The organism is Allobosea sp. Root381 (assembly GCF_001429395.1).
Lineage (GTDB): Bacteria > Pseudomonadota > Alphaproteobacteria > Rhizobiales > Beijerinckiaceae > Allobosea.
This window is the reverse complement of record NZ_LMJT01000023.1, coordinates 260,170-283,363: the sequence shown is the minus strand read 5'-3', so window position 1 is coordinate 283,363 and position 23,194 is coordinate 260,170. Positions and strand designations below refer to the sequence as shown.

Below are 23,194 nucleotides of genomic sequence, written 5' to 3'. Positions count from 1 at the left end.
TGTGTTTCGGCGTGCAAGTTTGACCCCTTGAGGCGGGGGATCGGCGTCCAACTTTGACCCCCTTGAGCCGGTTTCGGTGAGACTGCCCGTTCTGGTTTCAGACGGGCGGGCGGGGGATGAAGGGCGTGGATACGATTGCGCGGATCCGGCGCGAGTTTTCGATCCGGGGGAAGACGATCAAGGAGATTGTCCGCGAGCTTCACGTCTCGCGGAACACGGTGCGCAAGGTGCTGCGCTCGGGCGCGACGTCGTTCGAGTACGAGCGGAAGGTTCAGCCCCAGCCTAAGATCGGCCCCTGGCGTGCGGACCTGGACCGGCTTCTGATGGCGAACGAGGGCAAACCGGCGCGTGAGCGTCTGACGCTGATCCGGATCTTCGAGGAACTGCGGGGCCGCGGTTACGAGGGCAGCTATGATGCCGTTCGCCGCTATGCGCGGGGTTGGCGCCGCGAGCAGTCGGCCGTCACCGCCGACGCCTATGTTCCGCTGAGCTTCGCGCCCGGCGAGGCCTATCAGTTCGACTGGAGCCACGAGATCGTCGTCGTCAACGGCGTGACGACCAAGGTGAAGGTCGCTCATCTGCGGCTCTGCCACTCGCGCATGCTGTTCGTGCGGGCCTATCCCCGCGAGAGCCAGGAGATGGTCTTCGACGCCCATGATCGGGGCTTCGCCTTCTTCAAGGGCGCCTGCACGCGCGGCATCTACGACAACATGAAGACGGCGGTGGAGACCATCTTCGTCGGCAAGGAGCGCGCCTATAACCGGCGCTTCCTGCAGATGTGCAGCCACTACCTGGTCGATCCCGTCGCCTGCACGCCGGCCTCGGGCTGGGAGAAGGGGCAGGTCGAGAACCAGGTCGGTCTCGTGCGCGAGCGCTTCTTCGCGCCCAGGCTGAGGGTCAGGAACTATGACGAGCTGAACGCCTGGCTGATGGACCAGGTGCTCAGCTATGCCAAGGCGCATCGCCATCCCGAGCGGCGCGACCTGACGATCTGGGAGGCATTCGAAGCCGAGCGGCCGAGCCTCGTTGCCTATGCCGGCCGCTTCGACGGCTTCCATGCGCTGCCGGCGGCGGTGTCGAAGACCTGCCTGGTCCGCTTCGACAACAACAAGTACTCGGTCGCGGCGAGCGCGATCGGCCGGCCCGTCGAGATCCGCGCCTATGCCGATCGCGTCGAGTTGCGTCAGGACGGTCGCATCGTCGGCGAGCACGCCCGCTGCTACGGCCGCGATCAGACGACCTTCGATCCCTGGCACTATGTGCCGGTGCTGGCCCGCAAGCCGGGCGCCCTGCGCAACGGTGCGCCCTTCAAGGACTGGATCCTTCCGGCCGCGCTGGACCGGGTGCGTCGGAAGCTGGTGGCGGCGCAGGATGGTGATCGGCAGATGGTCGATATCCTGACCACGGTGCTGAGCGATGGCTTGCCGGCGGTCGAGGCCGCCTGTGCCGAGGCGCTGAAGCAAGGCGTGCATTCGGCCGACGTCATTCTCAACATCCTGGCCCGGCGCCGGGAGCCAGCCGCTGCGATCACCATCATGACGCCCGATGCACTGCGCCTGCGCCATGAGCCAGCTGCCGATTGTGCCCGCTACGACAGCCTCAGGAGGGCCGTGTGATGGAACGCTCGGAGATTCTCGCCACCATGGGCGAGCTCAAGCTCTACGGCATGAAGGCCGCCTTCGACGAGATCATCACCACAGCGGTGAAGCGCCAGCACGAACCGCAGCGCATCGTCGGCGATCTGCTATCGGCGGAGATCGCCGAGAAGCAGGCGCGCTCGATCAAGTACCAGATCACCATCGCCAAGCTGCCCCTCGCCAAGGATGTCGGCGACTTCGTCTTCGATGGCACGCCGCTCAACGAGACGCTCGTCCACGACCTGGCCGGCGGCAACTTCATCGCCCATCAGCGCAATGTCGTCCTCGTCGGCGGCACCGGGACCGGCAAGACCCATCTCGCCATCGCGATCGCCCGAGCCTGCATCCGTGCCGGCGCCCGAGGGCGCTTCTTCAACGTCGTCGATCTCGTCAACAAGCTCGAGGCCGAGGCCCGCGCCGGCCGGCAGGGCCGCATGGCCGACTATCTCTCACGCATGGACTTCATCGTCCTCGACGAACTCGGCTATCTCCCCTTCGCCCAGTCCGGCGGCCAGTTGCTGTTCCACCTGATCAGCAGGCTCTACGAACAGAGCTCCGTCATCGTCACAACCAACCTCGCCTTCGGCGAATGGCCCTCCGTCTTCGGCGACGCCAAGATGACGACCGCGCTCCTCGACCGGCTGACCCATCACTGCGACATCGTCGAGACCGGCAACGAGAGCTGGCGCTTCAAGAACAGGCTCTGAGCCCACGCGCGCCTACGACCCGGAGCCGGCGCGGCTGCGCAACCCATACCAGCTCCGCCGCGCCGCCTCCTGCCACCTCAGCTCATCAAGGGGTCAAGATTGGACGCCGATCGGGGGGCAATATTGCGTGCCGTTTGACAGAGCAAAGTCAGAGTTCAGAAGACCCAACGGAAAATCCGGTTTGGCCTGCCCCCATCAGGTGGCCCAGTTTTAATCTAATGCATGGTGGGCTTGGCGGCCACGGTTGAGATGGNACCCATACCAGCTCCGCCGCGCCGCCTCCTGCCACCTCAGCTCATCAAGGGGTCAAGATTGGACGCCGATCGGGGGGCAATATTGCGTGCCGTTTGACAAGCAGATCGCCGCCATGGTCGGCATGTCGATTCAGAAGGTCATGCACTACAGCCGGCACATCGATCAGCGCCTTGCGGCGAGAGGTAGCGAGAAGCCCGTTAGCGAGACTCGAGAAACAGTAGCCGGCCCGCTGGGGCGTATATTCGATCTAGAAGAGCTATCTGCCTAACATCGCCGCCTGCTCGGGCAGCGTCATAGAACGCCTTGGACGACACCTCGCCGGCCTTCACGAGCTGCGTCAGCTTGGCGACGTCGCCGCCTGCTTCCTTCATTCCCGCCGCGACCGCCTGCAAAAGCGGATACTGGCCATCGAGGAGGCTGTTGTACTCCTCGGCCTGGACCTTGCCGCCGCTGAGGGCCTGCGAGAGCTGGAGGAGCGAGCCGGAGGCTTCGGATGCGGATGTGCCAGAGACGCGAAGGCCCTGCGCCACGAGGTCGGTGAACTTCAGTAGCTCGCCCGATGTCGTGCCGAGGGTAGTCTGCGCCTGGCTAACCCGCCCGAAGAGCTGCGCGAGGGCTTCCATTGGGACAGCGTTCTTGATCGCCGATTGATAAACGGCGTCCAGCGTCTTTGGCAGTTCTGCGTCCGAAACGCCCGCAACCTTCAGCGAGTTTACGACCTTCTGGTAGCTTTCGGCAGCCCTCTGAATATCGCCGAGAGCCCTACCAACGGTGATGCCCGCGAACAGGCCGGCGAGCCGCTTGCCCAAGCTTCCGAAAGAAGCCCCGACACCCTTTTCCATCTGGCTGGCGCGGTCTTCCAAACTTTTGAAAAGGCGGTAAGCAGTCGCATTTTGCTTTTTCAGCTGCTGCTCAAAGCGATTTCCTTGAACTTCTAAGATGAGTTGTAGACGCTCGGCGTCGACCGCCATAAATTCAGCCTTTCCCAGACATGCGGAATCGGCCAACGGGTTGGCTTCTGCATTGTCCTGAAGATGAGATTTGGAATGAGTGAAAATAATCAGGAACTGGTCGCGATGGCTGCCGAGATCGTTTCGGCGTACGTCGCAAACAACAGCGTTCAGCCAGCAGATTTGGCTACGCTCATCGCAACCGTCCACGGATCGCTAACGAAACTGGGCGAACCTGCAGCGCCACCCGCTCCGCCGCAGATCCCTGCTGTTCCGATCCGGAAGTCTGTCACCCCCGACGCGATAATCTGCCTTGAAGACGGCAAGGCCTTCAAGTCGCTGAAACGCCACCTGAGCACGGCCTACGGCCTCACCCCCGAGCAGTATCGCACCAAATGGGGCCTGCCGGCGGACTATCCGATGGTCGCGCCCGCCTATGCTGAGGCTCGCTCCGCTCTCGCCAGGTCGATGGGCCTGGGTCAGAAGCGCCGCAAGACGCAACCTGCAGCAGCAAAGCCCGCCGTTGCTAAGCCCGCCGCGGCGAAGCGGGGCAGGCCGAAATCTTCTGCCTGATCGATACGGGCGGGCGAGATGGTCGAAGAACTCGCCCGCCGGCCTCGATACGCGAGGTCTTCAGCCTATAGGGTTGTTAACGATTGAGATTAGCGATAGCATCACCCCTCTAGTAGCTAGTGAGGAGTGTCCGATGCATCCAATTCTCGTAAAATGTCCGCAGACCGGGCGCGCTGTCGAGACTGGACTTCGCACCACGAAATCCAGCTTCGGGACACTGTCCATTCGCAGAGTACTGACGTGCCCGGATTGCGATCAGGATCATAGCTGGTCATGCGAGGAGGCTTTCCTTGGCGATGCACAAGAACTGCGGGGGCGTGGCTCTCCGCGCGCTTAGATCGATACCGCCATAGCTATTACCGCCCAGGGCGCCTTCGTTGAGCCCCGGGCGGGCCGAACTGCTCCTCGGCCCAATACGGTCGCTGCACCGCTCGATAGTCGCGATTGAACTCTTCGAGATAGACGATGACCTGCTCGCCGATGCGGCTCCATGTTTCCTCGGCAACGGCTATCGCCTCGGGTTCGGTCAAGCCGACGTCACCGAGATCGTCAAAGAAGTCGGCACCGCACATGAAGAGGCAGGACCACGCCTTAACCTCGCCTGCGCGGGCCTTCGATTTACGGCTACGGACGGGCATTAGCGCCGAGCCCCGTAGTTAGCCGTCCGCGGCGATCGGGGCGCCTCTGGCGCGTCCACGCCATCAAGCGCTAGTTCGCGCAGTAGGCGAGCGTAGGAGATTCGCGCATCTCTCTCGATGGCGATTTCTGGTCGAGGCTTAGGCGAGCCGAAACGATCAACGAACGTCATCCCCTCGGCGTCGACAACTTCGCGAGCCTGTTGGCCGCGATCCCAGGCTTCCGAGGCAAGCGTCAGGAGACGGACATGATGAGCGTCCAATTCGTATTCATCGACAACGGATCGGAACCAGTCTGCCGTGGCTTTGCGCAAGTGTGCTGGCGGCTTCAGGGATGCCGAAGCCGAATGATTTGGCATTGAATGCCTCCAAATTTTTGATTCAACCGGGGCAAGGCGCGCGCGTACTGTGGGAGGGCGCCGGTGTGGGCCTATCGATGCCCTCGCAGAGCAAAACTCCCCCCCGGCCTATAGGGGCCACCCGTCCGGCCCGAAGCGGACGACTGTCTTGCCGTGATCCTCAAGCTGGCCATCACGGTTATGATGAGCGGCACATAGGGACTCGAATGGTCCTGACCAAAATTTGGCCTCGTCACCTTTGTGGCCACCGTCCCTATGATGAACGACGGTCGCCTCGGTGACGATATCGGAAGCTAGGCAACGGGCGCAGAGCGGCTCAGCGGTTAGCTGTGCCTCGCGCAGCCGCTTCCAACGCGCGAGGCCGTACCAGCGTCGCCAGGCACGGCTATCGTCCGGCATACGCCACCTCTCTCGCAAGGGAGTCGCGCCGATCGCGCGCCAAGGCTCGAATGTTCGCAAACGCAGACGGCGCCCAGGTCATCCGGTCATTGCAGTGCTGCCTAGTGCTCTCAATATACTCCGAGCGCTCGGCTGGCGTTGCGCGGAGCAGATCGCACAGGGCCTCGGCAGATGCGAACACACTGCGTAGGTCACGCTTTAGGCGGGCGACGCGGCGGGGCGCTAGGAGATGCAACGTCGCACCTCCTCGCCTTCAGCCCCCATAGCAGCCACAGCCCGACGGCGAACGGCTGTGAATAGATGCGGCGCGAGACTGACTCGTGCCGGGAGGCGCACATCTGGCAGATCAGCAGGGCCGGCGGTCAGGGTGCAGCCGTGGAGCACGACGTCGCCCAGTTTCAGCGTGAAGCGGCGCGGGCCGGTGGGTTTGATGCTAATCAAGGAGCGGCCTCACTGACCGATCTGCCCAATCGCGCAACAGCTCCCGCTGGTGATCGAGGAGGTCGACCACCTCTCGCGGCACATCACCGGCTTCACGACGACGCTCATCGTGCGAGTGCAACGCCATGGCGGCGGCGGCAGCGACGAGTGCCACGGCGGCAGCCCGGTCAGGATCGGCGCCGTTTGCGACCAAGCGCTTCACCTCGCTCATGACGGAAATAGCGGTCATGAGCTGCTCCCGGCAGGAACGCGCACGCGGGGCTTAATAGCAGTCTGCGACTTTACCTCAGCCTCGAGCACCGCGATCCGCTGTGCGGTGGCTTCTTCGTGCAGGCGCTCTACCCTTGCGAGCCGATGCTCGACGGCGGCGAACCCGCGATCGATATAGCCCTTCACGGACGCAAACCCAGCGTCAAGTACCTTTTCAACGTCGAACTTCATGTATCATTCCTGGCGGCAGCAGATTTCAGCGCAGCAAAATCGGCCTCCATTGCAGAAACGCGCTGCGCTAAAGCATCTTTCTGCGCACCCTCGAGGGCTCTGAGCCGCTTGTGAATGGTCGCAAACGAGCGATCCACATAGCCCTTGATGGCATCAAAGCCGGCGTCGAAGGCCTTTTGGATATCGCTCATCGCTGCGCCTCCGCCGATTTGAGCGAGGCCACAGCAGCCTCAAGGGCAGAAATTCGCTGTGTCTCCGCGCTCTTGTGCACGCGCTCAACCTCGATTAGGCGTTCCTCAATCTGGTCGAGCGCAACATCAATGTATTTTTTGACGGCTTCGAAGCATTCATCAAAGGCGCTTTGTAGATCTGTCAATTCAGTGTCCTTGTAAAAATCTTGTGCTGCAGGCACCATTCGAGCCCTGACGGCTCTTCCGTGCTCTGTTCATTGGTTATTGCTTCGATCGGCGCGCCGGTTCGGGCGGCAATGATCTTAGCGATCTGCCTGTCGATCCAGGCGAGGTCGTCAGGATGACCGCCGTGGGCGGGGTGGATCAGAACCGACGCACCGCGTCTGGCTATCCGCTCGTCCCCAGCTAGTAGGGGTAAAATCGCTGCCGATTGGACGTGCGCGCCGAAAGCGACCTTGTGAGTGGCCGGGTGCCTGTCCAGAAGCACGAAGAGGTCGACGGCCGCCAGGGCCTCGCCACCGTACGAGTCGACATCGATCGTCAGGCTTTCAGCGGTTGACGCCTTGGCTAGCGTCTCGGCGACGCGGTCGACCATGGCGCGGTCGATTTCGTTCCAAATTCGGATATGAGCGCGGCCGGAAAGGCCGGGCACGCGCACCCGCGGCTCTTCGTTCCACAAGTCAAACGACACCAATGGCCTCGTCGATTGCCCTATAGAGCGGCTGGAGCGGGACGATCAGCAAAGGCCCATCGGCGGGAAAGGCATCTTCCGGAACAAGCGCCGGGCAGTGCCGAGGCTCGCCGGAAAAGACTGCCGCGATCGGCCACCCCTTGGTGTCGCGATCGGCGATCGACGCGGCGTGCTGGGCCGCCAGATTTGGGCTGATGCCCCGCTCGGTTTGGGCGCGCATCAAAGCCAGAATCCGAAGGCCGCGCTTGTCGAAGCGAGGGCGCCCATTACCTGCTTGTGCGGTGATGATATCGCGGCTGCGCTGCAGCCAGTTGTTGATGCTAGTTATGGGAACGCCCGTCAGGCGGGCCGCCTCGCGCGGGCTGTAGAGCATTGTGTGTTCCGGGAAATGTTGTGGGGGCGAAAAGAAACGACCCCGCCGAAGCGAGGTCGTTGATAGTCAACGGGGCCTACAAGAAGGAACTATCCCTCCTATTATGACCCGTCTCAGTGGCTGCGGAATCGACTCGGCTACGCCGCCTCCGAGCAATTTTCTTCATTATCGTTCGCCGCGACCCCCATGACGCGCTTGACCTCATCAACAGCAGCCAGCAGTGCCGGCTTCCCATGTCGAGCCGCAGTGCTAGCTGGAGCACCCAAGTGCCTCCCAATGTTCTCGAGCGTGCCGCCTGATAGTACGATTTCCAGAACAGCCACGGTCTCAGCCGTCAGCTCATCACGCGGATCGCGCTCGGGCACGGGAACTGGCTGGGACTTGTCTGCCTTCGCCGCCTGTGTCACGCCGCCGAATTCCGCGCCCTTCGCAATCCCTGGCCGGTGTTGCACCGCGATACGTCGTGCTTGAAGCCGCGCGATCTCGAAGGGCACATCGCCGTCAACGCCAAGGCCGCGCAGAAGTGCCCGTCCCTCCGCCACGCCGAAGCGATTTGCAGACTCGGAGCGGGGCATGCCGTGCAAGCCACCCGTAACCGCGCCGAGAGGCGCGCAAGGCCGTCTCCAGCCCTTAGCGGTGGGGTCGCTTGCCGGAAGGCGCAGATACGCCCACACAGCCGCCTGCGACCGTTTGGGTTCTGCGGGTCCGCGGTCGCCGGTCATACGGGTCGAAGGGCGTCTGGGCCTACCCTTCGACGTCCGTCCGTATTCGACGATGAAGCCGGTATCTATCGGGTGCTTCTGGCCAGGGGTCAGGTCGAGCACCACTGTGCCGCAGCGGGCAATAACGGGGTCGCCCCGGTGGGCGCGCTTATCAAAAATGACAGGCGAGCCAGGAGGAGCCGCTGCTAGCAACTCGTCGATGCTGGGGCGGGTGCGCAGGATGCTGTCGGTGTCCATCACGATGCCAGCGGGTGCTGCGTGCACATCGGGGTCGGCATATCTGCCGCGCCGGTTGTCATCGTTCTCAACCGTCAGGTCGATGTTGTCATTTGCAGGCGCCGACGTCGCCCGGTCGTACTGAATCAAGGCTAGCGCGGCGGCTGGGTCTGTTCCGACCATCTTTTTGACTAACCGGGGAAGTTCTGCGCGGTAGCGGCTATAAGCGAAATCAACGTCGGGCGCGTCCGGATGGAGCATTGATTTTGTAACAGTCATGTAGTTCCCATTGAATTAAGCGCGCCATTGCCTGGCGTCTATTTACAGAATGCGGTTTCCCGGCCCCGAGCGGGCCGTCGGCGGCGAAGGCAGGAATTTAGGTAGTCGGGTGGCCGGGACGTTTCGGAAGGTGCTGGCGGGCGCATGTGGGGCTGCGCGGCCAGCCTCCATACTAAATCTAGTGCGTCCGCGGCGAAATGGTCAAGGAATTACCAGATATTGTGTATCTGTGATTCTGCGCGTGGAATTTCAAGGCGCCCCGTAACCCTTTGACGCTGCAGGATTTTTGAGACGGAATAATCAAAGATCGGAATTTTAGTTGCGCATGGCAGGGCGGCAGGTGCGCTGGAAAGCGATCGCAACAGAAGCCTCCCCCCCGGTGGGACGCTGGTTTCGTCGGCGCACGCCCCTTGAATCTATATCGAGCCCGCCACGCTCAAAATATGCTGCAAGTGATGCAGCTGGACTTGTCCTGATACGGGGTATCTAATCAATTGCTGCGCCTAGCCTGCATCTTCCCAGATTGAATATATAGCAAGAATTGAGGAACAAATGGACAAGCGCGCCGGTCGATCACGCTTTGCATCAATCATGGAGCGCGCGCATAAGAAGAAGCTGCGAGCGAAAAAAGAAGCTAAAGAATTAGCTATCCAGAATGCGAAAGCTTACTGCTCCGCAGAGAATGACAACGTGCGTAACCTGCATCCGCTGCTCGCCCCAATTTCATAGGGCCCCTCGCGCGCTTGCGCGCGCGTAAGTCAGCGTTTTCTGTATTAGCGCTCGAGGTCGTTTACCGGACCGTTGCGGTGGACGAGGGGCCATAACCTGCACATGCCCCCGCCCTACGGCTCCCGAAGCCGGCACGCTCCACCAGCGCACGCCTCAATGGCTGTGAGCGCCTGGTCCAATGTCTCAAATGACTGCGCCGTGGCCGCGCGCAGCACAGCAGCCGTTCGGTCCGACGGTCTGAGCGGCTGCTTTCATTTCTCACAGTTTGTGAGTTTTGAAGCTCGGTAAGCTCGATCCACCGGGCGGCCCAGCAGATCGGTTAGCACCCAACGGTCGGGCGCGGCTTGTCTGACGTCTATATCCACAGGGGCCTCCGTTCTGGGCTGATGGCGCTTTCGGCTCTTTTTTGAGGAAGGCTGGTATTTGCTCGAGGATGAAAAGGGACATTTTGTCCTTTTTCATTATCTTTCGGACCCGCATCCCCGGACATCTGGACACCCGGACATCCCTAAGGAAAGGGATGTCCGTGTCCGGTGTCCAAGCTGTCCGATGGGAGGTTTTGCGCACCTATTGGACACCTGTTTGGACATGTCCGGACGTGTCCGGGGTGGTGTCCGGGAGGCGAAATAGGTCGCCATCGACGACGACTTTCTCCAGGTCCAGCAGCTTGGCCCTGTGCCTCCGGAACTTGCGAGCAACGCTGTCGGCGTTCCCTTCAGGCTCGGACGCAATATAGGCCGCGCACCATTCGTGCTCACTCATCGACCCGGCCGCGGTAAGGATGGCCAACGCGCTCTCCCACGATTCCGACTTGGTGGCCTTGCCTGGCTGTGGCTTCCAATCTGCCATCCCAACAGCCATGACGGTCGGAACGAGCCTGCCCTTGCTATCTACCAGCGTCGGCGCAGTAACCGTATCGAGTGCGAAATAGAGAGGCGCGAAGTCGGCTCCTCGGTGCTTGACCTGCCAGTGCAGTTTCACGCGCGAGTCGGCCTTCGTGAGGGTCAGATTGCCGTCCACCTCAGCGATGAAGGCGCCGCCACCACGCGGCTGCAAGTTCGCCGGGTCTGCGTTCTTTGTGGGATGACAGGCAACCACAACGGCAGGCCTGCCTGGGAGCGCGCATAGCTGCCGAAGCTCGCGGGCGTGCTTTCCGAGGGGCGTGTTGCCGTTCTCGTCATCGCCCTGAAAGTAGGCCGCGCTCGTATCCACTATGACGAGATCGACGCCGCCAAGCCGCTCCACGTCAGCGCTGACGCGTTCGATTACGCCGGGCACGGAGAAGGTGCCTGGGATAAAGTGGACGTCCATGTCGGCGGGGTCGAAGCCCTGATGGTGCGCCATCGCGAGCCAGCGCATTCGAACGTCATCGGGGTTCTCACCGGCCAGATAGAGTACTCGCCCCTTCCGAACGTCCTGACCACACAGCGCGGTGCCGAGCGCAGTGCTGGATGTCAGTGCAAGCATCACCGCAGTCTTGCCGGTGCCTGTGCTGGCTGTCAGGGCATAGATAAATCCGGCCTGGGCGACGCCGTCCAAGTGATAGTCCGGCGGCACGAAGCCCTTCACGAAGTCGGCGCTACTAACGATGCCGGGATAGGGGCTGTTATCGTTCGCGGGCTTCGGCGCCGCAAGCCGCAACGGCAACGGCGACTTCAGACCCATTTCCGCGGCGAGCGCGCCGAGGTCCCCTTCCAAAGCCAGTCGGCCCATGCGTCCGATTTTTCTGTGTCGCTCGTTTTGGGCGTCTTGCTCGGGTGTCAGGACACGGTTCGGTGCCTCAGTGGCTTGCCAATCATCGAGTATCCGCGAAAGGTGCGGGCTTGTCGGATAGGCTGCCTCGGCATTGAAGTGGTAGGCCTCTTCCAAATGGACGGTATCAGTTGCGGGCATGCGGGGCACCAAGCCTCCCGAACTCGGCGACAGCATCCGCGGTCAATGCTCGGAAGGTATCCAGTGCGAAGTGCGCCACCCGGACCCCGAACGCGGCAGGCGCCGCAATGGTGTGGCCACCGTCCCGACGCCGACGCAGGCGGAAGCCGGTCAGCTTGAGTTCTGGCGAGACATCTATAGAGAAACGTGCAATGTTCTGGCCGCCGTCGTAATAGATCGGCGTCATATCAACTATGCGCACAATGCGCTCCTATGGTTGGTTGTGAGTATAGGCGTAAAGACGTAACGCCGAATTTTGGCGTTACGTTGCGATTGCCGTACGAGGCGGCGGGGTTAAGCCGCGGCCCTCGCGCGGGCGGCGATCCTGTCTTTCATCCAGCCGATAACTTCAGCGCGGACGTACGCCTGCCGCCGCTCGCCGAGCTTGACCGGCAAGGGGAACTGCCCTTGCCTCGACATCAGGGTCAGGAGTTGTCGAGATAGGCTTGTCTCGCGAGCCGCATCCTTTGGCGACATCAGGATAGGCAGGTTGTCGTTTGCGGCCGTCATCAAAAAATCTCCGAAAGGGGGTTGACAGGGTTTTTAGGATTCAAGATACTGAGATCACATCGACAGGTGTGCCTGATTGAATTTTGGCAACCGTGTTTATGGCGAATCCTAATTTGCAAAGTCAAGCGTCAACTTGCGCTATTGCGCTTGGTCGCAGTATTTCGCCCAGTCCTCCATCAGGGCACGCCGCTTCTGGAGGGCATCGGAGCGGCGGTAAGCGCGCTCGACAGCATTCCCAACTTGGTGCGCGAGAGCTGCCTCTATTATTTCGCGCGGATGACTCGTGCAGTCACCCGCCCAGTCTCTCAGTGTGCTTCTCAGACCGTGCGGCGTGGCTGGAGCCGGCGTCGCTGCATCAAGCGCGTTCCCGACGGCGGTTTCTGAGATCGGCTTGCCTTCCACGGCCCCCGGGAAGATGAATTCGTTCACTGACTGCTGGCGCATGTTCTCGATGATTCCGAGACCCCGCTCGGTCAGCGGCACGACGTGGTCCTTCTTCATTTTTGCGCGCGAGGCCGGAACGGTCCAAGTACGCGCCTTGGTGTCGACCTCGGAGAAGAGGGCACCCCTCGCCTCCCCCATGCGAACTGCAGTGAGCAGGATGAACTCCACACAACGGGCGGCAACACCTGATGCGGATCGTAGATTCCGAGACAGATCTGGAACGCGGGTATAGGGAAGCGCGGTGTGGTGCTTCGCGGCCTTCTGAGGCTTAGGCAACGCGTGCTCCAACAACCCCGTCCAGGCAGCCGGATTGGCGTCGCGGCGCCACTTATGGGCAATCGCAAAGTCGAAGACGGATGCGATGCGAGCGCGGAGCCTCGTCGCTGTTACGTGACGGGCGGTCCAGTGCGGCAGGAGGCACTCTTTGACCTGCTCCATAGTAATGCCTGCGACAGGTAGCGCATGCAGGTCGGATGCGTAATTAGTGAGCGTATCGCGCCATTGCGCAGCGTGCTTCGCGTTGGTCCACTCGGACGACTTCGCTTCGAGGTAGTCGTCGACGACGTCCTTGAAGGTTCGCGCTTTCGCGCGAGAATGATGGGGATGCTCGCCTAGAGCTAGCCGGTCCCGGATCGCGTCTGCCTTCGTCCGCGCCAGAGCCAGGCTAACCGGCTGCGTCCCCTGCCCGTAGCCGCCCAGCCCGATCTCGGTTCGTGTCACGCCCCTACGAAAGATAAAGATCCAGTTTTTCGAGGGCGGGCGCTCGCCCTTCGGCTTGTGAACGCGCAGCCATAATCCGTCGCCATCACCGTAAAGACCGGGCTTGGACAGGCCCTTGATTCGTGCTTCGCTTAGCTTGTTCTTGGCCATGAGAACCGTCCATCGCAGAATTTCGCGATAACGGTTATCCTAACGGCGAACAAGCGCAAGGCGGAAAACTGATAAAATGAAGCAAGTGTGTTTGCCTTTTTGGCCGATTTTTCCGAGTTTCAAGCAAGTTCGCGGCACTCATGTCCGCAACACCGCCGAGATCGGCCTTGTCGCGGTCACCGATATCGAGAAAAAGGGCAAGCAGAACCGGCGGGTACGGATCGCGCTGGCCTGCATCGACGAGCTGCCCAGACCAAGAGGAAACGCCGACATGGCACATGAAGATGTTTTCGTCTCGACGGAGTGGCTGGCGGAGCGCCTCGACGCTCCGGACGTCGTCGTCGTGGACGGCTCCTGGTACCTGCCCGCCCATGGTCGCGATCCGCATGCGGAATATGCCGAGCGCAGGATTCCGGGGGCGCTGCGCTTCGACATCGACGCCGTGAAGGATGCCGGTTCCGATCTGCCGCACATGCTGCCGCGGCCGGAGGCCTTTGCCGCCGCCGTCGGCGCGAAGGGCATCGGCGACGGCATGCGGATCGTCATCTATGACGGGCTCGGCCTGTTCTCGGCGCCCCGCGTCCGCTGGACCTTCAAGACCTTCGGCGCGAAGGATGTCGTGATCCTGGAAGGCGGTTTCCCGAAATGGCAGGCCGAGAACCGGCCGATCGAGCACGGTCCTCCCCGCTCCCGCGCCGCCCGCAGCTTCACCGCAAGGCTCGACCATTCGGCGGTGGCCGATGCCGACGATGTCGCGCGCGCCCTTTCCGAGGGCACGGCCCAGGTGGTCGATGCACGCCCCGGCGACCGCTTTCGCGGCGAGGCGCCGGAACCGCGCCCCGGCGTGCGCTCCGGCCACATACCGGGCGCGCTCAACCTGCCCGCGCCTGCGGTCATGCGGGACGGACAGCTCAAATCGCCGGAAGAGATCGCCGCCGCCTTCACCGAGGCCGGCGTCGATCTTGACCGCCCGCTTATCACAAGTTGCGGCTCGGGCGTCACGGCCGCGATCCTGTCGGCAGCGCTGGAGAGCATCGGCAAGCGGGCGCGCGCGCTGTATGATGGCTCCTGGGCCGAATGGGGCGCAAGCACCCGCTCGCTTGAGATTGGGCCGGCAAAGCCGAAGTGACCTGCGCAACGGATGAGCGGCCAGCGTGGCGGCATTGACTGCCGCATCGCTGGCCCCTTATACTAAACCTTAAAGTTAAGCTTTCGGCGACCGCCTGCAACCAGCGGGCACTTCTCCGTGCTGTCAGCCTTTGACGCACTGGAATCTCATGCTGAGCAGCATCTGCGAGTGCCCGGAACGGCGCCCTGAAGATGTCTCGGGGTGCGTCGGCGCGACGCAACGACAAAATGGCTGGAACCATGACGATTGCCGAAGAGGGGCCGAAGGCAACGCGGCGCGAGTGGCTGGGGCTCGCGGTCCTTGCCCTGCCCTGCCTGCTGTATTCGATGGATCTCACGGTCCTGAACCTCGCCGTACCGCAACTCAGCGCCGATCTGAAGCCGAGCGCAGCGCAACTCCTCTGGATCGTCGACATCTACGGTTTCATGGTTGCCGGAGCGCTCATCACCATGGGCACGCTGGGGGACCGGATCGGGCGTCGCAAGCTGCTGCTGATCGGCGCGGCGGCCTTCGGCGTCGCCTCGGTCCTCGCGGCCTTCTCGACCAGCGCCGAGATGCTGATCGCGACGCGCGCGCTGCTCGGCATCGCCGGCGCGACGCTCGCGCCCTCCACGCTCTCGCTCATCCGCAACATGTTCCTGGACGGCCGCGAGCGCAGTTTCGCCATCGGGATCTGGATCGCGAGCTTCTCGGCCGGCGCCGCGATCGGCCCGCTCGTCGGCGGCCTGCTGCTCGAATACTTCTGGTGGGGCTCGGTCTTCCTCGTCGGCGTGCCGGTGATGGTACTGTTGCTGATTCTCGGGCCCGTGCTCCTGCCGGAATTCAAAGACCCCGATGCGGGGCAGATCGATCTCGCCAGCGCAGCGCTGTCGCTGGCAGCCGTGCTCGCGATGATCTACGGCATCAAGCACATGGCCGAGCATGGCGCCAGCTGGCAGGCCGCTGTCGCGATCCTGGCCGGAATCGGGCTCGGCACGGTGTTCGTGCGCAGGCAACGCAAGCTGGCCGATCCCCTGGTCGATCTCAGGCTGTTCCGCAGTTCGGTGTTCAGCGCCTCGCTCGCGATCAACATCCTCGGCTTCCTCTTCCTGGTCGGCAGCTTCCTGTTCATCGGCCTGTATTTCCAGCTCGTCGTCGGACTGTCGCCGCTTCAGGCGGGTATCTGGAGCCTGCCTTCCGCCCTCGCCTTCATCCTGGGCTCGATGATCGTGCCTTTGTTGGCACATCGCTTCCGGCCGGCCATGGTCATGACCACCGGATTGGCGGTTGCCGCAGCCGGCTTTGCGCTGCTGACGCGGATCGAGGTCGGCGGGAACCTGGCGCTGGTCGTCACAGCCTCCGTGATCTTCTCGCTCGGCTTCACGCCGGTGGTGGCGATGACGACCGACCTGATCGTGAGCAGCGCGCCTCCGGAGCGCGCCGGTTCGGCCGCAGCCATGTCCGAGACCAGCATCGAGTTCGGCGGGGCGCTCGGCATCGCGATCCTCGGCAGCATCGTCACCGCGATCTACCGCAGCCAGATGGCGCAAGCATTGCCGGTCGGGATTCCCCCGGAATCGGCCCGGATCGCCACCGCGACCCTGGCCGGCGCTGTCGCGGAAGCGGTGCGGCTGCCGGCGGAGCTTGCCGCGAGCCTGATCGCGATCGCGCGCGAGGCCTTTGTCGCCGGCATGCAGTTTTCGGCCCTGGTCGCGGCGCTCGGCCTCGTTGCGACGGCGTTGGCAGCGCTGGTCCTGCTGCGCGGCGCGCCTCCCGCAGGATCAGAGGGTGCACCGTCCAAGACGGTTTCGGAGGACGCCGTCGTCCTCTAACCTGCCGGTGACACGCCTGGCATAGGAGCATGACGATGACCGATCACGATCACCCCCATGATCATGACCACCACCACGGCGACGAGCCGCGCTGGAAGCATGACGGCGTGCGCGTCATCACCGGCGACAAGCTCGATTCGAACACTGCGCAGACGCCGGGCATGTTCCGGCAGGCCGCGATCAACCACGCCCGGGTCGGGGCGCAGAAGATCTGGGCCGGCACGGTCTCGATCCAGCCGAACGCCAAGACCGGCGTGCACCACCACGGCGAGCTGGAGAGCGTGATCTACGTCGTGCGCGGCAAGGCCCGGATGCGCTGGGGCGAGCGGCTCGAATTCGTCGCCGAGGCCGGCCCCGGCGACTTCATCTACGTGCCACCCTATGTGCCGCACCAGGAGATCAACGCCGATCCCGACAACCCGCTCGAATGCGTGCTGGTCCGCTCGGACAACGAGGCCGTCGTCGTCAACATCACCGATGTCGACCCGGTCGAGGCGCCGGAGGCGGTCTACTGGGTCGACCCGATCCACAAGCACCCGCAGGGCTGAGGCTCGGCGGTCCGCGATAGGCGTCAGTCGATCGCGATCATCACGTCGGAGGCCTTCACCACGGCATAGGCCTCCTGCCCCACAGTCAGCTTCAGCTCGTCTACGGCGGCATTGGTGATGGCGGAGGTCACGATCGTGCCGCCGACATCGAGCCGCACATGGGCGGTCGTCGCCCCCTTGGTGATCTCGACGATCTTCCCCTTGAGCTGATTGCGGGCGCTGATCTTCATCACTGTCTCCATAGGCCTGCCCGCACGGTCACAGCTTGACTCGGCGCTTCCGGCTCTGCCACCATCGCTATATACGGCCATGCACAGCGGCCTTGTCTACGGGGATGATGGAAATGAACACGCGGCGTTCGCTGCTGGGCCTCGGCCTGGCCTTGGTCATGGGCTTCGGCACGGCGGTCGATACGGCCCACGCGCAGTCCAAGGAACTCGTCGTCTTCGCTGCGGCCAGCCTCAAGAACGCGCTCGACGACGCCGCTGCGACCTGGGTGAAGGAAACCGGCAAGCCGGCCCCGAAGATCTCCTATGCTGCGAGCAGCGTGCTGGCGAAGCAGCTCGAACAGGGCGCCCCGGCCGACATCTTCTTCTCGGCCGATCTCGACTGGATGGACTATGCCGCCGGCAAGGGCCTTATCCGCAACGACAGCCGCGTGACGCTGCTGGCAAACCGCATCGGCCTGATCGCTCCAGCGGAGTCGCCCCTTACCCTTAAGCTTGCACCCGGCGTCGATCTCGCCGCCGCCCTCGGTGAGGGCCGCCTCGCCATGGGCAATGTCGATTCGGTCCCGGCCGGGAAATACGGCAAGGCGGCGCTGGAGAAACTCGGCGCCTGGGACAAGGTAAAGGACAAGATCGCGCAGGCCGACAATGTGCGTGCCGCGCTGCTTCTGGTCTCGCGTGGCGAGGCGCCGCTCGGCATCGTCTACACCACCGACGCCGCGGCCGACCCGAAGGTCAAGGTCGTCGCCACCTTCCCGCAGGATTCGCACCCGCCGATTCTCTACCCGATCGCGGTGACGAAGGAGTCGAGCAATGCGGACGCTCAGGGCTTTCTGACCTGGCTGCGTGGCACCACGCCCCGTGCCGCGTTCGAAAAGCAGGGCTTCACTGTGTTGAACCAGCCGGCCGGCGCCTCCTGAGCGTTCCTGACAAATATGCTGGAAACTGCCGGGGCCTGGCTGTCGCCCGATGAGTGGACGGCGGTCAGGCTCAGTCTGCTGGTCGCGACGACGGCCATGCTGGCGAGCCTGCCCTTCGGGCTTGCTGTCGCCTTCCTGCTGGCGCGTGGAAAGTTCTGGGGGCGCTCGCTGCTCGATGCGGCGGTGCATCTGCCGCTGATCCTTCCCCCCGTCGTGACGGGCTACCTGCTGCTGATCTGGTTCGGCCGTCGCGGACCGGTCGGGCAGCTGCTCTACGACCATTTCGGCATCGTGCTGTCGTTTCGCTGGACGGGGGCGGCGCTGGCGAGCGCGGTCATGGGGTTTCCCCTGATGGTGCGGGCCATGCGGCTCTCGATCGAGGCGGTCGACCGCAAGCTCGAGGACGCCGCCGGCACGCTCGGCGCCAACCCGGTCTGGGTCTTCGCGGTGGTAACGCTGCCTTTGTGCCTTCCTGGCATCCTCGCCGGCATGATCCTGAGCTTCGCCAAGGCGATGGGCGAATTCGGCGCGACGATCACCTTCGTCTCGAACATTCCCGGCGAGACGCAGACCCTGCCTTCCGCGATTTACACCTTCACCCAGGTGCCGGGCGGCGACGCCGGCGCAATGCGGCTCACCCTGATCTCGATCGCGATCTCGGTGGCAGCCCTCTTCGCCTCGGAAGTCATGGCCCGGCTCGTCGCGCGCCGGATCGCCGCCGCATGAGCCCGGTCCTCGACATCGCGGTGCGGCACCGGCTCGGCAGCTTCCAGTTGAACGCGGAGCTGCGCTCGGACGGGCGCCTGACCGCGTTGTTCGGCGCATCCGGCTCAGGCAAGACCTCGCTCGTCAACGTCATCGGCGGGCTGGTGCGGCCACAAGCCGGGCACGTCCGCCTCGACGGCGAGGCATTGGTCGACACGGAGCGTGGCATCTTCCTGCCGAAGCATCGCCGCCGGATCGGCTATGTCTTCCAGGAGGCCAGGCTGTTCCCGCATCTGAGCGTGCGCCAGAACCTGCTGTTCGGGCACTGGTTCTCGAAGGCTTCCGATAGCAACGGCGTCGAGCTTTCGGCCGTGCTGGAACTGCTCGGCATCGGCCACCTGCTGGCGCGGCGCCCGGGCGCCTTGTCCGGCGGCGAGAAGCAGCGGGTCGCGATCGGCCGCGCGCTTCTCGCCAATCCGCGGCTGCTGCTGATGGATGAGCCGCTGTCCTCCCTCGACGAGGCGCGCAAGACCGAGATCCTCCCCTTTATCGAGCGCCTGCGCGACGAGAGCCGAATCCCGATCGTCTATGTCTCGCATTCCATCACCGAGGTCGCCCGCCTCGCCACGACGGTCGCCCTCATGGACGGCGGCACGGTCAAGAACTGCGGCCCGACATCGGAGATCCTGTCGCGGCTCGATCTCGCCGCTTTGCCCGGCGCGCCCGAATCCAGCTCGCTGATCGAGGCCGAGGTCGTGAGCTTCGACCGAGAGTTCGGCCTGACGCGGCTCGAAACGCGCGCGGGCCCGCTGCTCGTCGGTCGCGGTGACTTCGAACCCGGACGAAAGCTCCGCATCCGCATCCTCGCCAGCGACGTGCTCGTCAGCATCGGGCCGCTGAGCGGCATCAGCGCGCTCAACCAATTGCAGGGCAAGGTCACCGAGATCGGCGCCATCCCGGAAAGCGGCACGAGCGCGGTCGACCTCCGCATCGACTGCGGCGGCGAGATGCTGACGGCACGGCTGACGCGCAAATCGGTGGCTGCGCTTGGGCTTGCCGTCGGCAGCCCCGTCCACGCGGTCGTAAAGAGCGTCTCCGTCGAGACGCCCTGAAGCGGCATGGGGCCGGGCCTCCTTGGGCATTCCGCGCAGGATGCACTAGCATGGCGCAAAATGCCCAAGGATGCCGACATGCCCACCTCGCCCGAGCAGCGCCCTGCCCTGAAGCTCGGCCTCCGCCTCGATTTTCTGCCGGGCGGACGCCTCGGCCCGGGCAAGGCGGACCTGCTGGAAGCGATCGCCCGGACCGGCTCGATCTCCGGCGCCGGCCGCGCGATGAAGATGTCCTACCGCCGGGCCTGGCTCCTGGTGGACGACCTCAACGGGATGTTCACCCAGGCCCTGGTCGAGGCCCAGCCCGGCGGCGCCAAGGGCGGTGGCGCAAGGCTGACGCCGCTCGGACGCGAGGTGGTCGCGCATTATCGCGCGGTCGAGCGCGCGGTTCTCGAAGCCGGGGCCCCCCACATCGAAGCCCTCCGCGAGATGATCGACATGACGCCGCGGGCGACCGAAACGGACATGCCGACGCAGGATGAAGGGTGACACCATGAACATCGGCGAGGCGGCGAAGCGCTCCGGCGTCAGCGCCAAGATGATCCGCTATTATGAGAGCATCGGCCTGATCGAGGCGCCGCTGCGCACACAGGCGCAGTATCGCGTCTACGAGGCTGACGACGTCCACACGCTGCGCTTCGTCAGGCGTTCGCGCAATCTCGGCTTCTCACTCGAAGAGACGCGCGCGCTGCTGGCGCTGTGGCGCGACAAGAGCCGCGCCAGCGCCGACGTGAAGCGGCTCGCCATGAGCCATGTCCGCGATCTCGAGGCGAAGGCAGCCGAGTTGCAGGCGATGGCGGACACGCTGCGGCATCTGGCCGAGCACTGCCAGGGGAATGCCCGACCCGATTGCCCGATCCTGGCCGATCTTGCCGCCCCGCCAGGCCGGGAGCAGCCCTGCTGCTGATTCCTCTGCCGATCTTACGCATGGTAGCGCCCGGAAATCGCCCCAGCCATGCGCGATGCGGCTGGACGGATCGGGCAGCCCTTGGTCTTATGCCGGCCTGACCAAGGCAGGACCATCATGGACAATCGAAACGATCTCTGGCGCCACGTCGATGCGAACAAGGAGCGGCTGATCGCGCTGAGCGACCGGGTCTGGGGCATGCCCGAGGTCTGCTACACTGAGACTCGCTCCTCAGCCGAGCATGCCGCGGAGCTCGAGCACCAGGGTTTCCGCGTCACCAAAGGCGTCGCGGATATCCCGACCGCCGTGATCGGCGAGGCCGGCGAGGGCGGGCCGGTGATCGCTTTCATGGGCGAGTACGATGCCCTGCCCGGCCTGTCGCAGGAGGCCGGCGTCGCCAGCCACAAGCCGATCGAGGACGGCGGCCATGGCCATGGCTGCGGCCATAACCTCCTCGGCTCGGCTGCGCTTCTCGCCGCCGTCGCGATGCGGGACTGGCTGGCGGAGAACAAGATCCCCGGCCGCGTGCGCTATTATGGCTGCCCGGCCGAGGAAGGCGGCGCCGCCAAGGCCTTCATGGTCCGCGCCGGCGCCTTCGACGATGCCGATGTGGCGATCTCCTGGCACCCGTCGAGCTTCTGGGAAGTGGCGCCGCCGCTGGCGCTCGCCAACACCCGCGCCGATTTCGTCTTCACCGGCCGCACCGCCCATGCCGCCGCGGCCCCGCATCTCGGGCGCAGTGCCCTCGATGCCGTCGAGCTTATGAATGTCGGCGTCAACTACATGCGCGAGCACATGCCGAGCGATGCGCGTGTACACTACGCCTTGCTCGACACCGGCGGCATCGCGCCGAACGTCGTCCAGGCCCATGCCCGCGTGCGCTACTCGATCCGTGCTCGCGACCTGCGCGGCATGCTGGAGCTCGTCCAGCGCGTCAAGAAGATCGCCGAAGGCGCTGCGCTGATGACCGAAACCAAGATGGAGATGCGCATCGTCAGCGCTGTTTCCGATCTGCTCGGCAACACACCGCTGGAGCAGGCCATGCATGGCGTGATGGAAGAGCTCGGCCCGCCGCATTTCGATGATTCCGACCGCGCCTTCGCCGCCGATATCCGCAAGACGCTGCAGCCGCAGGAGATCGCCTCGATCTGGCGGACGATCGGCCTGGAGGATACGGGCGCGCCGCTGGCCGACTTCACCGTGCCGCTCGACGCCAAGCGCAACCCGGCGATCGGCTCGACCGATATCGGCGACGTCAGCTGGGCCGTCCCGACGGTGCAGGCGCATGCGCCGACGGTCGCGCTCGGCACGCCGTTCCATACCTGGCAGGTGGTCGCGCAGGGCAAGTCGCCCGCCGCGCACAAGGCGATGGTGCATGTCGCCAAGGCGATGGCGGCCACGGGTGCCGCCGTGCTGCTCGATCCCGAACTGATGGCCGCGGCCAAGGCCGATCACAAGAAGCGCCTCGGCACGGAAGGCTACACCTCGCCGCTGCCGGCCGAGGTCAAGCCGCCACTGACGATGTCGCTCGGCGGTTGAGTGGCTGCGGCGACCGCAGGGAACCACGGGTCATTCCGGGGCAGGCCGTAGGCCTGAGCCCGGAACCCGTGACAACTGCCGCTTCGGGACGAAGGAGGCCGCCGGCCGCGTTTTCCTGCCCGCTGAGCGGCTATGGGTTCCGGGATCGAGCGCTTTACGTTCGCCCCGGAATGACGGCGTGGTTGCGGAAGGGCCCTGGAGAGGGCTCCGTTCTGCGAAACGACCCTGCATCGCTCGATAGTCTCCGAAGCGAGCCCGCAAGTTTCGTCTCGGTGCGCGTTTTCTCGGCGTAAAAGTTCAACGCAACCCGTCCTCGCCCTTTATCTGATCCTTCGTCAGCCCGCCGATGCGCGGCAGCGGCCGGCCTGAATCGGTGACGGCGATCGCGACCAGGATCTCGCCGGCGCGCGGCGCGTCCGTGACCCGAACCTCGACCGCATCGAAATGCGAGCGCACGAAGGCTGCGTCCTTGTGTCCGAGGGGCACGTCGATCGGGGTCCCGAGCCCGCCGCGCTTCTTGGCCGACGGAATGAGCGCAGGCCCCTTGCCGAGCGCGGCGCGAACCGGCGTGCCGAGCTTCGGATGCAGGATCGCGGCGGCATGCTCCAGCTCGCCGCCCTCGCCCACGATCGCGGCCTTGCCGAAGCTCTCGGCCTGCGCCGGCTCGATGCCGAGCGCCGCGAGGCAGCGCTTCGTCAGCAGGTCGCCGAGCTCGACGCCGATCTCGGTCAGCTCCGACAGGTCCTCCTGATAGCGGCCGCTGAACGGGTTGGCGATCACGGCGACGGCCACGGCGCGGCGCGTCGGCGGCGCGACCGCCTTGCCGGCTTCGGTCAGGGTTTCATCGACCTGCGTCAGGATCTTGCGGATGTTCGCGGGCATGGTGGAAGGCTCCGGGCAGGCTGCGAATAGGCTAAGGCGTCATGGTCGGGCTTGTCCCGA

At 64.3% G+C, this 23,194-nt stretch carries 28 protein-coding genes; 13 read left to right on the top strand and 15 right to left on the bottom strand.

Annotated features, from left to right (window positions below; translation table 11 throughout):
- Positions 1-116: 116 nt before the first annotated feature.
- Positions 117-1,616, top strand: coding sequence for an IS21 family transposase (istA, locus tag ASE63_RS18505; protein WP_056804526.1), 1,500 nt, complete (start codon positions 117-119; stop codon positions 1,614-1,616).
- Positions 1,616-2,344, top strand: a complete 729-nt coding sequence (gene istB / locus ASE63_RS18500; protein ID WP_054211923.1) for an IS21-like element helper ATPase IstB — start codon at positions 1,616-1,618, stop codon at positions 2,342-2,344. The genes istA and istB overlap by 1 nt, the downstream gene beginning before the upstream one ends.
- Before the next feature lie 452 nt (positions 2,345-2,796).
- Here istB and ASE63_RS18495 read toward each other — a convergent pair whose 3' ends face one another.
- Positions 2,797-3,606: a tape measure protein gene (locus tag ASE63_RS18495; protein ID WP_156410460.1), complete on the bottom strand. Its 810-nt coding sequence runs from the start codon at positions 3,604-3,606 to the stop codon at positions 2,797-2,799.
- Positions 3,607-3,645: 39 nt separating this feature from the next.
- Here ASE63_RS18495 and ASE63_RS18490 point away from each other — a divergent pair, with 39 nt between their 5' ends.
- Positions 3,646-4,122: a MucR family transcriptional regulator gene (locus tag ASE63_RS18490; protein ID WP_056804520.1), complete on the top strand. Its 477-nt coding sequence runs from the start codon at positions 3,646-3,648 to the stop codon at positions 4,120-4,122.
- A 356-nt stretch (positions 4,123-4,478) separates the two neighbouring features.
- Here the strand turns inward: ASE63_RS18490 and ASE63_RS27395 are convergent, their stop codons facing one another.
- The 8 genes from ASE63_RS27395 to ASE63_RS18450 all read right to left on the bottom strand — a co-directional run bounded on the left by ASE63_RS27395 (position 4,479) and on the right by ASE63_RS18450 (position 8,869).
- Positions 4,479-4,652: a hypothetical protein gene (locus ASE63_RS27395; protein ID WP_156410459.1), complete on the bottom strand. Its 174-nt coding sequence runs from the start codon at positions 4,650-4,652 to the stop codon at positions 4,479-4,481.
- Positions 4,653-5,948: 1,296 nt separating this feature from the next.
- Positions 5,949-6,185 (bottom strand): hypothetical protein, encoded by a 237-nt coding sequence (locus ASE63_RS18480; RefSeq protein WP_056804514.1) that lies wholly within the window; start codon positions 6,183-6,185, stop codon positions 5,949-5,951.
- Entirely contained in the window at positions 6,182-6,397 is a 216-nt protein-coding gene (locus tag ASE63_RS18475) for a hypothetical protein (RefSeq protein ID WP_056804511.1), read from the bottom strand. Before ASE63_RS18475 ends, ASE63_RS18480 begins: the two co-directional genes overlap by 4 nt.
- Positions 6,394-6,588 carry a hypothetical protein gene (locus tag ASE63_RS18470; protein ID WP_056804508.1) on the bottom strand — a complete coding sequence of 65 codons (195 nt, stop codon included), beginning with the start codon at positions 6,586-6,588 and terminating at the stop codon, positions 6,394-6,396. The genes ASE63_RS18475 and ASE63_RS18470 overlap by 4 nt, the downstream gene beginning before the upstream one ends.
- Positions 6,585-6,773, bottom strand: a complete 189-nt coding sequence (locus tag ASE63_RS18465) for a hypothetical protein (protein ID WP_056804506.1) — start codon at positions 6,771-6,773, stop codon at positions 6,585-6,587. The genes ASE63_RS18470 and ASE63_RS18465 overlap by 4 nt, the downstream gene beginning before the upstream one ends.
- Entirely contained in the window at positions 6,770-7,279 is a 510-nt protein-coding gene (locus ASE63_RS18460; RefSeq protein ID WP_156410458.1) for an ATP-dependent Clp protease proteolytic subunit, read from the bottom strand. Before ASE63_RS18460 ends, ASE63_RS18465 begins: the two co-directional genes overlap by 4 nt.
- The gene (locus ASE63_RS18455) at positions 7,269-7,652 is read right to left on the bottom strand and encodes a MerR family transcriptional regulator (protein ID WP_056804500.1); all 384 of its coding nucleotides are present in this window, start codon (positions 7,650-7,652) and stop codon (positions 7,269-7,271) included. Before ASE63_RS18455 ends, ASE63_RS18460 begins: the two co-directional genes overlap by 11 nt.
- Positions 7,653-7,789: 137 nt before the next feature.
- Positions 7,790-8,869 carry a hypothetical protein gene (locus ASE63_RS18450; RefSeq protein ID WP_156410457.1) on the bottom strand — a complete coding sequence of 360 codons (1,080 nt, stop codon included), beginning with the start codon at positions 8,867-8,869 and terminating at the stop codon, positions 7,790-7,792.
- 552 nt (positions 8,870-9,421) lie between these two features.
- Between ASE63_RS18450 and ASE63_RS27390 the strand changes: the two genes are divergently transcribed.
- Entirely contained in the window at positions 9,422-9,598 is a 177-nt protein-coding gene (locus tag ASE63_RS27390) for a hypothetical protein (protein WP_156410456.1), read from the top strand.
- A gap of 567 nt (positions 9,599-10,165) precedes the next feature.
- Here the strand turns inward: ASE63_RS27390 and ASE63_RS18445 are convergent.
- From ASE63_RS18445 to ASE63_RS18430, 4 genes are all read right to left on the bottom strand, one after another.
- Entirely contained in the window at positions 10,166-11,491 is a 1,326-nt protein-coding gene (locus tag ASE63_RS18445; protein ID WP_162261800.1) for an AAA family ATPase, read from the bottom strand.
- Positions 11,478-11,717, bottom strand: coding sequence for a hypothetical protein (locus ASE63_RS27385; RefSeq protein ID WP_056804491.1), 240 nt, complete (start codon positions 11,715-11,717; stop codon positions 11,478-11,480). The genes ASE63_RS18445 and ASE63_RS27385 overlap by 14 nt, the downstream gene beginning before the upstream one ends.
- Positions 11,718-11,824: 107 nt before the next feature.
- On the bottom strand, positions 11,825-12,040 hold the full coding sequence (locus ASE63_RS18435; RefSeq protein WP_056804487.1) for an AlpA family phage regulatory protein: 216 nt from the start codon (positions 12,038-12,040) through the stop codon (positions 11,825-11,827).
- 138 nt (positions 12,041-12,178) lie between these two features.
- The gene (locus tag ASE63_RS18430) at positions 12,179-13,354 is read right to left on the bottom strand and encodes an integrase arm-type DNA-binding domain-containing protein (protein ID WP_056804484.1); all 1,176 of its coding nucleotides are present in this window, start codon (positions 13,352-13,354) and stop codon (positions 12,179-12,181) included.
- A gap of 271 nt (positions 13,355-13,625) precedes the next feature.
- Between ASE63_RS18430 and sseA the strand changes: the two genes are divergently transcribed.
- The 3 genes from sseA to ASE63_RS18415 all read left to right on the top strand — a co-directional run bounded on the left by sseA (position 13,626) and on the right by ASE63_RS18415 (position 16,842).
- Positions 13,626-14,483, top strand: coding sequence for a 3-mercaptopyruvate sulfurtransferase (sseA, locus tag ASE63_RS18425; RefSeq protein WP_056804625.1), 858 nt, complete (start codon positions 13,626-13,628; stop codon positions 14,481-14,483).
- 239 nt (positions 14,484-14,722) lie between these two features.
- Complete coding sequence (locus ASE63_RS18420; RefSeq protein ID WP_056804482.1) at positions 14,723-16,294, top strand: MFS transporter; 1,572 nt, start codon at positions 14,723-14,725, stop codon at positions 16,292-16,294.
- A gap of 35 nt (positions 16,295-16,329) precedes the next feature.
- Positions 16,330-16,842, top strand: coding sequence for a cupin domain-containing protein (locus tag ASE63_RS18415; protein WP_056804479.1), 513 nt, complete (start codon positions 16,330-16,332; stop codon positions 16,840-16,842).
- Between the two features lie 23 nt (positions 16,843-16,865).
- Here ASE63_RS18415 and ASE63_RS18410 read toward each other — a convergent pair whose 3' ends face one another.
- Positions 16,866-17,072, bottom strand: coding sequence for a molybdopterin-binding protein (locus ASE63_RS18410; RefSeq protein WP_056804477.1), 207 nt, complete (start codon positions 17,070-17,072; stop codon positions 16,866-16,868).
- Between the two features lie 158 nt (positions 17,073-17,230).
- Here ASE63_RS18410 and modA point away from each other — a divergent pair, with 158 nt between their 5' ends.
- The 6 genes from modA to ASE63_RS18380 all read left to right on the top strand — a co-directional run bounded on the left by modA (position 17,231) and on the right by ASE63_RS18380 (position 22,252).
- A complete protein-coding gene (modA, locus tag ASE63_RS18405; protein ID WP_244491447.1) occupies positions 17,231-17,989 on the top strand; it encodes a molybdate ABC transporter substrate-binding protein in 759 nt (252 codons plus the stop codon).
- Positions 17,990-18,004: 15 nt separating this feature from the next.
- Complete coding sequence (gene modB / locus ASE63_RS18400; RefSeq protein WP_156410454.1) at positions 18,005-18,715, top strand: molybdate ABC transporter permease subunit; 711 nt, start codon at positions 18,005-18,007, stop codon at positions 18,713-18,715.
- A complete protein-coding gene (gene modC / locus ASE63_RS18395; RefSeq protein ID WP_056804471.1) occupies positions 18,712-19,806 on the top strand; it encodes a molybdenum ABC transporter ATP-binding protein in 1,095 nt (364 codons plus the stop codon). Before modB ends, modC begins: the two co-directional genes overlap by 4 nt.
- Before the next feature lie 78 nt (positions 19,807-19,884).
- Positions 19,885-20,295 (top strand): winged helix-turn-helix domain-containing protein, encoded by a 411-nt coding sequence (locus ASE63_RS18390; protein WP_056804620.1) that lies wholly within the window; start codon positions 19,885-19,887, stop codon positions 20,293-20,295.
- 4 nt (positions 20,296-20,299) lie between these two features.
- On the top strand, positions 20,300-20,713 hold the full coding sequence (cueR, locus tag ASE63_RS18385; RefSeq protein WP_056804616.1) for a Cu(I)-responsive transcriptional regulator: 414 nt from the start codon (positions 20,300-20,302) through the stop codon (positions 20,711-20,713).
- A gap of 117 nt (positions 20,714-20,830) precedes the next feature.
- Complete coding sequence (locus ASE63_RS18380) at positions 20,831-22,252, top strand: M20 family metallopeptidase (RefSeq protein ID WP_056804468.1); 1,422 nt, start codon at positions 20,831-20,833, stop codon at positions 22,250-22,252.
- 297 nt (positions 22,253-22,549) lie between these two features.
- Here the strand turns inward: ASE63_RS18380 and ASE63_RS18375 are convergent, their stop codons facing one another.
- Positions 22,550-23,134 carry an amino acid synthesis family protein gene (locus tag ASE63_RS18375; RefSeq protein ID WP_056804465.1) on the bottom strand — a complete coding sequence of 195 codons (585 nt, stop codon included), beginning with the start codon at positions 23,132-23,134 and terminating at the stop codon, positions 22,550-22,552.
- Between the last annotated feature and the right edge of the window lie 60 nt (positions 23,135-23,194).

Excerpts from the sequence above, each read along its gene's own strand:
- istA (WP_056804526.1), top strand. The coding sequence starts at position 117 with ATGAAGGGCGTGGATACGATTGCGCGGATCCGGCGCGAGTTTTCGATC.
- istB (WP_054211923.1), top strand. The coding sequence starts at position 1,616 with ATGGAACGCTCGGAGATTCTCGCCACCATGGGCGAGCTCAAGCTCTAC.
- ASE63_RS18490 (WP_056804520.1), top strand. The coding sequence starts at position 3,646 with ATGAGTGAAAATAATCAGGAACTGGTCGCGATGGCTGCCGAGATCGTT.
- ASE63_RS18480 (WP_056804514.1), bottom strand. The coding sequence starts at position 6,185 with ATGACCGCTATTTCCGTCATGAGCGAGGTGAAGCGCTTGGTCGCAAAC.
- ASE63_RS18475 (WP_056804511.1), bottom strand. The coding sequence starts at position 6,397 with ATGAAGTTCGACGTTGAAAAGGTACTTGACGCTGGGTTTGCGTCCGTG.
- ASE63_RS18470 (WP_056804508.1), bottom strand. The coding sequence starts at position 6,588 with ATGAGCGATATCCAAAAGGCCTTCGACGCCGGCTTTGATGCCATCAAG.
- ASE63_RS18455 (WP_056804500.1), bottom strand. The coding sequence starts at position 7,652 with ATGCTCTACAGCCCGCGCGAGGCGGCCCGCCTGACGGGCGTTCCCATA.
- ASE63_RS18450 (WP_156410457.1), bottom strand. The coding sequence starts at position 8,869 with ATGACTGTTACAAAATCAATGCTCCATCCGGACGCGCCCGACGTTGAT.
- ASE63_RS27390 (WP_156410456.1), top strand. The coding sequence starts at position 9,422 with ATGGACAAGCGCGCCGGTCGATCACGCTTTGCATCAATCATGGAGCGC.
- ASE63_RS18445 (WP_162261800.1), bottom strand. The coding sequence starts at position 11,491 with ATGCCCGCAACTGATACCGTCCATTTGGAAGAGGCCTACCACTTCAAT.
- ASE63_RS27385 (WP_056804491.1), bottom strand. The coding sequence starts at position 11,717 with ATGACGCCGATCTATTACGACGGCGGCCAGAACATTGCACGTTTCTCT.
- ASE63_RS18435 (WP_056804487.1), bottom strand. The coding sequence starts at position 12,040 with ATGACGGCCGCAAACGACAACCTGCCTATCCTGATGTCGCCAAAGGAT.
- ASE63_RS18430 (WP_056804484.1), bottom strand. The coding sequence starts at position 13,354 with ATGGCCAAGAACAAGCTAAGCGAAGCACGAATCAAGGGCCTGTCCAAG.
- sseA (WP_056804625.1), top strand. The coding sequence starts at position 13,626 with ATGGCACATGAAGATGTTTTCGTCTCGACGGAGTGGCTGGCGGAGCGC.
- ASE63_RS18420 (WP_056804482.1), top strand. The coding sequence starts at position 14,723 with ATGACGATTGCCGAAGAGGGGCCGAAGGCAACGCGGCGCGAGTGGCTG.
- ASE63_RS18415 (WP_056804479.1), top strand. The coding sequence starts at position 16,330 with ATGACCGATCACGATCACCCCCATGATCATGACCACCACCACGGCGAC.
- ASE63_RS18410 (WP_056804477.1), bottom strand. The coding sequence starts at position 17,072 with ATGAAGATCAGCGCCCGCAATCAGCTCAAGGGGAAGATCGTCGAGATC.
- modA (WP_244491447.1), top strand. The coding sequence starts at position 17,231 with ATGGGCTTCGGCACGGCGGTCGATACGGCCCACGCGCAGTCCAAGGAA.
- modB (WP_156410454.1), top strand. The coding sequence starts at position 18,005 with ATGCTGGAAACTGCCGGGGCCTGGCTGTCGCCCGATGAGTGGACGGCG.
- modC (WP_056804471.1), top strand. The coding sequence starts at position 18,712 with ATGAGCCCGGTCCTCGACATCGCGGTGCGGCACCGGCTCGGCAGCTTC.
- ASE63_RS18390 (WP_056804620.1), top strand. The coding sequence starts at position 19,885 with ATGCCCACCTCGCCCGAGCAGCGCCCTGCCCTGAAGCTCGGCCTCCGC.
- cueR (WP_056804616.1), top strand. The coding sequence starts at position 20,300 with ATGAACATCGGCGAGGCGGCGAAGCGCTCCGGCGTCAGCGCCAAGATG.
- ASE63_RS18380 (WP_056804468.1), top strand. The coding sequence starts at position 20,831 with ATGGACAATCGAAACGATCTCTGGCGCCACGTCGATGCGAACAAGGAG.
- ASE63_RS18375 (WP_056804465.1), bottom strand. The coding sequence starts at position 23,134 with ATGCCCGCGAACATCCGCAAGATCCTGACGCAGGTCGATGAAACCCTG.